Source organism: Microbacterium sp. NPDC003461 (genome assembly GCF_053588335.1).
In genome coordinates, this window is record NZ_JBSFPT010000001.1 from 261,323 (window position 1) to 267,322 (window position 6,000).

The 6,000-nt window shown below is 70.7% G+C and carries 4 protein-coding genes, 1 tRNA gene and 3 pseudogenes; 6 read left to right on the forward strand and 2 right to left on the reverse strand.

Features of this window, described 5'->3' with window-relative positions; translation table 11 throughout:
* Positions 1–24: 24 nt before the first annotated feature.
* Together ACWDR7_RS01265 and ACWDR7_RS01270 are read left to right on the forward strand one after the other, a co-directional pair.
* A pseudogene (locus ACWDR7_RS01265) lies at positions 25–249 on the forward strand (MarR family transcriptional regulator); the annotation flags it as partial.
* Between the two features lie 39 nt (positions 250–288).
* Positions 289–405: pseudogene (locus ACWDR7_RS01270) on the forward strand (TrmH family RNA methyltransferase); the annotation flags it as partial.
* Between the two features lie 6 nt (positions 406–411).
* Here the strand turns inward: ACWDR7_RS01270 and ACWDR7_RS01275 are convergent.
* Positions 412–1,251, reverse strand: coding sequence for an SGNH/GDSL hydrolase family protein (locus ACWDR7_RS01275; protein ID WP_449853116.1), 840 nt, complete (start codon positions 1,249–1,251; stop codon positions 412–414).
* Positions 1,252–1,304: 53 nt separating this feature from the next.
* On the opposite strand from ACWDR7_RS01275, the gene ACWDR7_RS01280 reads away from it, so the two are divergent.
* The 3 genes from ACWDR7_RS01280 to ACWDR7_RS01290 all read left to right on the forward strand — a co-directional run bounded on the left by ACWDR7_RS01280 (position 1,305) and on the right by ACWDR7_RS01290 (position 4,520).
* Complete coding sequence (locus ACWDR7_RS01280; RefSeq protein WP_449853117.1) at positions 1,305–3,050, forward strand: DEAD/DEAH box helicase; 1,746 nt, start codon at positions 1,305–1,307, stop codon at positions 3,048–3,050.
* A gap of 206 nt (positions 3,051–3,256) precedes the next feature.
* The gene (locus ACWDR7_RS01285; RefSeq protein WP_449853118.1) at positions 3,257–4,348 is read left to right on the forward strand and encodes a VIT1/CCC1 transporter family protein; all 1,092 of its coding nucleotides are present in this window, start codon (positions 3,257–3,259) and stop codon (positions 4,346–4,348) included.
* A gap of 86 nt (positions 4,349–4,434) precedes the next feature.
* Positions 4,435–4,520 (forward strand) — tRNA-Leu (locus ACWDR7_RS01290).
* A gap of 79 nt (positions 4,521–4,599) precedes the next feature.
* Here ACWDR7_RS01290 and ACWDR7_RS01295 read toward each other — a convergent pair.
* Positions 4,600–5,667 carry a tyrosine-type recombinase/integrase gene (locus ACWDR7_RS01295; protein WP_449853119.1) on the reverse strand — a complete coding sequence of 356 codons (1,068 nt, stop codon included), beginning with the start codon at positions 5,665–5,667 and terminating at the stop codon, positions 4,600–4,602.
* A gap of 104 nt (positions 5,668–5,771) precedes the next feature.
* Between ACWDR7_RS01295 and ACWDR7_RS01300 the strand changes: the two are divergent.
* Positions 5,772–6,000, forward strand: a pseudogene (locus ACWDR7_RS01300) (IS256 family transposase); the annotation flags it as partial.

The following is a 6,000-nucleotide window of genomic DNA, read 5'->3' on the forward strand; positions in this document are numbered from 1 at the left end:
GTGACGCCCGACGACCTGGGCGACATGCGCGAGGAGCTCGCCCGCCGCCGCGGCACGCGCCCCGAGGGTCCCGGGGGCCTCGGCCGCTCGGCCACCCGCGTGCGCATGCTCGAGGTGCTCTCGGACGCGGGCACGCCGCTCTCGGTCGGCGACCTGGCCGACCGGCTGCACATCGATCAGCCGCGCGCGAGCCGCGTCATCCAGACCGCCGTGCACCTGGGCCTGGCCCGCCGCGAGGCCGACCCGCGCGACGCGCGCCGCACCCTCATCGCCCTCACCGAGCACGGTGCGCACGCCGTGGCCGACACGACCGTGACGATCCCCATGGCCGGCGGCGTCGACTCCCTCAACGTCGCCTCGGCCGCCGCCGTCGCCCTGTGGGCGCTGCGCTTCGCCCGGCGCTGATCCGGTTCAGTCCTCGGCCGCGGCCGACGGGGGGCTGAGCACCGGCAGCGCCTCGGGGCGCTTGGGCAGGATGTGGTCGCCCGAGGACTGGTGGCGCAGGCGCCGCAGCACCCACGGCACGAGATGCGTGCGCGCCCACACGAGGTCGTCGCGGCGCGCCTCGGTCCACTTGCGCTCGGGCAGGGGGTCGGGCTGCATCGGCTGCAGGTCGTTCGGCACGTTCAGCGTGCGCAGCACCATGCGGGCGACCTCGTGGTGCCCCAGCGGGTTCAGGTGCAGGCGGTCGGGCGACCAGAACCGCGCGTCCTGGATCTCCTTCAGCGCCCACAGATCCGCGACGATCGCGTCGTGGCGCTCGGCGACCGCCCGCATGTTCTCGTTGTAGATCGCGATCCGGCCGCGCAGCGCACGGAAGACGGGGTTCCAGCCCACGTCGAAGCCCGTGAAGATGACGACCGCGGCTCCCGTGCCGGCGAGCTTCGCCACGGCCTCGTCGAAGAGCACGGCGATCTCGTCCGGGTCGGTGCCGGGCCGCAGCACGTCGTTGCCGCCGGCGCAGAGCGTGACGAGGTCGGGCTGCAGCGCGACGGCGGCGTCGAGCTGCTCGGCGGCGATCTGGCGGATGAGCTTGCCGCGCACGGCGAGGTTGGCGTAGGCGAAGTCGTCGACCTGGCTCGCGAGCACGTCGGCGACGCGATCCGCCCAGCCGCGGTGCCCGCCGGGCGAGTCGGGCTCGGGGTCGCCGATGCCCTCGGTGAACGAGTCGCCCACCGCGACGAAGCGGCGCCAGGGATGCGGGCCCTCGTTGGCGACGTCGGGAGTCCGGGAGGAAGTCGTGTCGCTCATGACAGGAAGACTACGCGGAGCGCCGTGTCGGCGGCCTCGCTTATCGTGGATGGGTGCTGTCACCGTCCTTTCCGCAGAGAGCGCCCTGGGGCACCGCGGGAAGCCTCAGGGCCTGGCAGCAGGAGGCCCTCGACGCCTACGAGGCGGCCGGCAAGCGCGACTTCCTCGTGGCCGCCACGCCCGGCGCCGGCAAGACGACGTTCGCCCTCACGCTCGCGCGCAAGCTGCGGCACGAGGACGTCATCGACCAGATCATCGTCGTCGCGCCCACCGAGCACCTCAAGACGCAGTGGGCCGACGCGGCCGCTCGCGTGAACATCCGCCTCGATCCTGCCTTCCGCAACAGCCACACCGCCCCGTCCCGCCAGTACCACGGCGTCGTCGTCACCTACGCGCAGGTCGCCGCCAAGGCGATCGTGCACCGCGCCCTCACCGAGCGCGCCCGCACCCTCGTCATCCTCGACGAGGTGCACCACGGCGGCGACGCGCTCAGCTGGGGCGATGCGATCCGCGAGGCGTATGAGCCCGCCACGCGGCGCCTGCTGCTGAGCGGCACGCCGTTCCGCAGCGACGACGCGCCGATCCCGTTCGTCGAGTACGCGCCCGACGAGCAGGGCCGGCGCACCTCGGTCACCGACTACGCGTACGGCTACGGCCGCGCGCTCGCCGACGGCGTCGTGCGGCCCGTGCTGTTCCACGTGTACTCGGGGCACATGAAGTGGCGCACGCGCGCCGGCGACGAGCTCGAGGCGCACCTGGGCCAGGACAACATCAAGGACGTCACGGCGCAGGCGTGGCGCACGGCGCTCGATCCGAACGGCGAGTGGATGTCGGCGGTGCTGCGGTCGGCGGATGCGCGGCTCACGGAGATCCGCCACCATGTGCCCGACGCGGGCGGCCTCGTGCTCGCGACCGACCAGACCGCCGCGCGCGCCTACGCCAAGCTGCTGCACTCGATCACGGGCAAGCGGGCGACGGTCGTCCTCTCCGACGACGTCGAGGCGTCGCGGCGGATCGAGCGGTTCAGCGAGAGCGACGACCGCTGGATGGTCGCCGTGCGCATGGTGTCGGAGGGCGTGGACGTGCCCCGCCTCGCGGTGGGCGTCTACGCCACGTCGTCGTCGACCCCGCTGTTCTTCGCGCAGGCCATCGGCCGCTTCGTGCGCGCTCGCCGCCGCGGCGAGGCCGCGAGTGTGTTCCTGCCCCACGTGCCGGTGCTGATGGCGCACGCGAGCGAGATGGAGCGCCAGCGCGACCACGTGCTCGACCGCGGCGAGAAGGACGAGGACGGCCTCGACGACTCGCTGCTCGAGGCCGCCGAGCGCGAGGAAAAGGCCTCCGACGCGCTGATGGAGGAGGGGTCGTTCCAGGCGCTCGGATCGGTCGCGCACTTCGACCGGGTCGTGTTCGAGGGCAAGGAGTTCGGCCAGCTCGCGGTGCCCGGCACCGAGGAGGAGCAGGAGTTCATCGGCCTTCCCGGCCTGCTCGAGCCCGAGCACGTGCACGAGCTGCTCATGCAGCGCGTGCAGCGGCAGTCCAAGCACCGCCAGGCGCGCGAGTCCCGCGAGCAGGAGGGCGAGGTCACCACGACGCTGCCCGAGCCGCTGCACCGCACGCTCAAGGAGCAGCGGCAGCTGCTCAACAGCCTCGTCGGCGTCTACGCGCGCCAGACCGGCCAGCCGCACGGCGCGATCCACGCCGAGCTGCGCCGCACGTGCGGCGGCCCCGCGGTCGCGCAGGCCACGGTGGCGCAGCTGCAGAAGCGCATCCAGGTGCTCCGCCGCCGAGTGCACTCGTAGTCGCTCGTCCGGCGCGGGGGTGCGGCTCGGTTCGGGAGGGGATCCCGGTTCGAGAGGACGGATCGGCGGGGTTCGGTCCTCGGGAGTGGGGATCTCCTCTCGAAGCGCCCGCGGTCAGCGGCCGATCCGCCGTTCGGATCCCCGAAATGCTGTCAATCCGGCCTCCCGGGCCGGGGAGCGCGGCGGCCCGCGGATAGCGTTGTGCGGTGAGCGACGCCCCATCCCAGACCCCGAACGCCCCGACCGCCGCCGACCGGCGCCGGTTCGCCCAGTACATCGCGGACGAGCGCGCGGAGGCCGCGGTGTACCGCCGTCTCGCGCGGCTGCGCGAGGGCGAGGAGCGCGAGATCCTGCTCGAGCTCGAGCGGGCCGAGCAGCGCCACGAGGAGCACTGGGTGCGGCTGCTGGGCGGCATGCCGCCCAAGCTCCCGCGTGCCCGGCTCGCCGACCGCTTCACGGGCTGGATGGCCGCGCGCTTCGACTCCGTCTTCACCCTCGCGCTCGCGCAGATGGCCGAGAGCCGCTCGCCGTACGACAAGGATCCGTTCGCCACGCCCGCCATGCGCGCGGACGAGAAGATCCACCACGAGGTCGTGCGGGGGCTTGCGGCCCGCAGCCGTCGGCGGCTGTCGGGCACGTTCCGCGCCGCCGTCTTCGGCGCCAACGACGGGCTCGTGAGCAATCTCGCGCTCGTCATGGGCATCGGCGCGACCGGCGCCGCGCCGCACTTCGTGCTCTTCAGCGGCATCGCCGGCCTCCTCGCCGGCGCGCTGTCGATGGGCGCGGGGGAGTTCGTCTCGGTGCGCTCGCAGCGCGAGATGCTCGACGCGACCGAGCCGAGCGACTTCGGCGACCGCTACCTGCCCGACCTCGACATCGACGCCAACGAGCTCGCCCTCGTCTACCGCACGCGCGGGCAGAGCGAGCAGGAGGCGGCGGAGCACGCGCGGCGCGTGATCGAGGCCGCGCACGCCGGCACGATGCCGACCGGGCCGCACGCGATCGACGCGCACGAGGTGGTCGGCGGGGCCTTCCGGGCCGCGTGGTCGAGCTTCCTGTTCTTCGCCTCCGGCGCGATCATCCCCGTGCTGCCGTGGATCTTCGGCCTCTCCGGCATCCCGGCCGTCGTCATCGCGCTCGTCCTCGTGGGGATCGCCCTGCTGCTCACGGGCGGCACGGTCGGTCTGCTGTCGGGTGCGTCGCCGATCCCGCGCGCGCTGCGCCAGCTCGGCATCGGCTTCGGTGCCGCCGCCGTGACGTACCTGCTGGGCCTGCTCTTCGGGGTGAGCATGGCGTGACGCGCCCGGGCGTCGGCCCGGTGCGGGGATCGGGTGGGGATCGTGGTAACGTTGTTCCTCGGTCCGCAGTGCGGATCACACCCAATGCGCGGGTGGCGGAATAGGTAGACGCGCTAGCTTGAGGTGCTAGTGCCCGTATTAGGGCGTGGGGGTTCAAGTCCCCCCTCGCGCACGCGACTGAAATGGCCCCTGACCTGGGATTTAGTTCTCCGGGTTGGGGGTCTTTCGCGTCGGAAGTGCTAGAAAAAGTGCTAGGCCTTGCCGAGGTGGGCGGCGAAGCGGTCTACTGCCGAGCGTTGCATGGTTGGGGTGACGTGGGAGTAGATGTTCATCGTCGTCGTGATCGTTGAGTGCCCCAACCGCTCCTGCACGACCTTGGGATGCTCCCCGAGTTCCAGCAGCAGGGTCGCGTGGGTGTGACGCAGGCCCTTGATCGTGACGCGGTGCAGGGAGTCGAACCTCGCGGTCGCCCACTTGAGGCGGCGATCCCACCGGCTGGTCATCGCGTCGGGTGAGCGGAGCTTCCCGTCGTCGTCTCCGAAGACGTAGGCGTCGGCCTTCGCCAGCTCGAACGACACCTCAGCGCGGGTGACCTTGTAGGAAGCAAGCACCTTGAGGGTTTCGGCGTCCACGTCGATGACGCGGGCTTGTCCGGTCTTGGTGGTCTTCGTCTTCGTCCAGTCGTCGGTATCGACGGCGCGGCGGATGCTGACTCGCATCGTCTTCGCGTTGATGTCCGACCACTTGAGGGCGAGTGCTTCTGAGCGGCGCATGCCTGTGTAGGCGATGAGTCTCCATAGTGGGAACAGTTCGTCTTCGAGGGTGTCGCGGTTCCAGGTGAGGAAGGTCTGCAACTGCTCGGCCGTCCACGTCGCGATCTCGGGTTTCTGCGCCCGTACCTCGCTGGACTTCGGGGGCTTCACGGTGCGCTTCTTCTTCGCCGGGTTCACCGTCAGGTGCCCGTCGTCTATCGCCGCGTCGAGGATCGCACCGAGCACGACATGCACCTTGTGGACGCTGTTGGCCGACAGCGGCTCGCCTTTGCCGTACTCGTCGCGGCGGCCGTGGTCTTCGAGGTCGCGGTAGTGGCGCGCGATCCTCGTGGCGGTGAGCTTGTCGAGCCGGATACTGCCGAACTGGGGGCGGATGTGGTTGCGGATGATCTTCTTGTATCCCTTGATCGTGGACGCCGCGAGCTTGAGCCCTGCCGCCCATTCATCCGCGTAGGTGCCCACCGTGGGCACGTTGTTGCCGAACTTCTCGTTCTGCTTCCGCTGCTTCAACGCCTCCTGCAAGGCGTCGTTAGTGGCGTCCCGCATAGTGGTGTAACTGCTCGGTGGTCGGCCTCGTCGTGAACGTGGGCGCGGTCACCGTGTGATCCTTCGAGGAATCTCCTACAACCCTCTCGAATGGAGTCATCACGATGACCGCTCCTCACATTGTCGACCGTGCTGGCCTGCTCGGTGAAGCCCTCGCTGAGGCGTCGCCGGATCTGATGCGGCAGCTGCTGCAGACGATGATCAACGCGCTGCTGTCCGCGGACGCAGACGCTGTCTGGAGCCTGTCAAATGGTGTGTGTAAGGGGTGGGTCTCCTTACGAAAGGAAGCACCACATTGGCGATCGACAAGCAGGCGCGTGAAGCGCGCCGTAA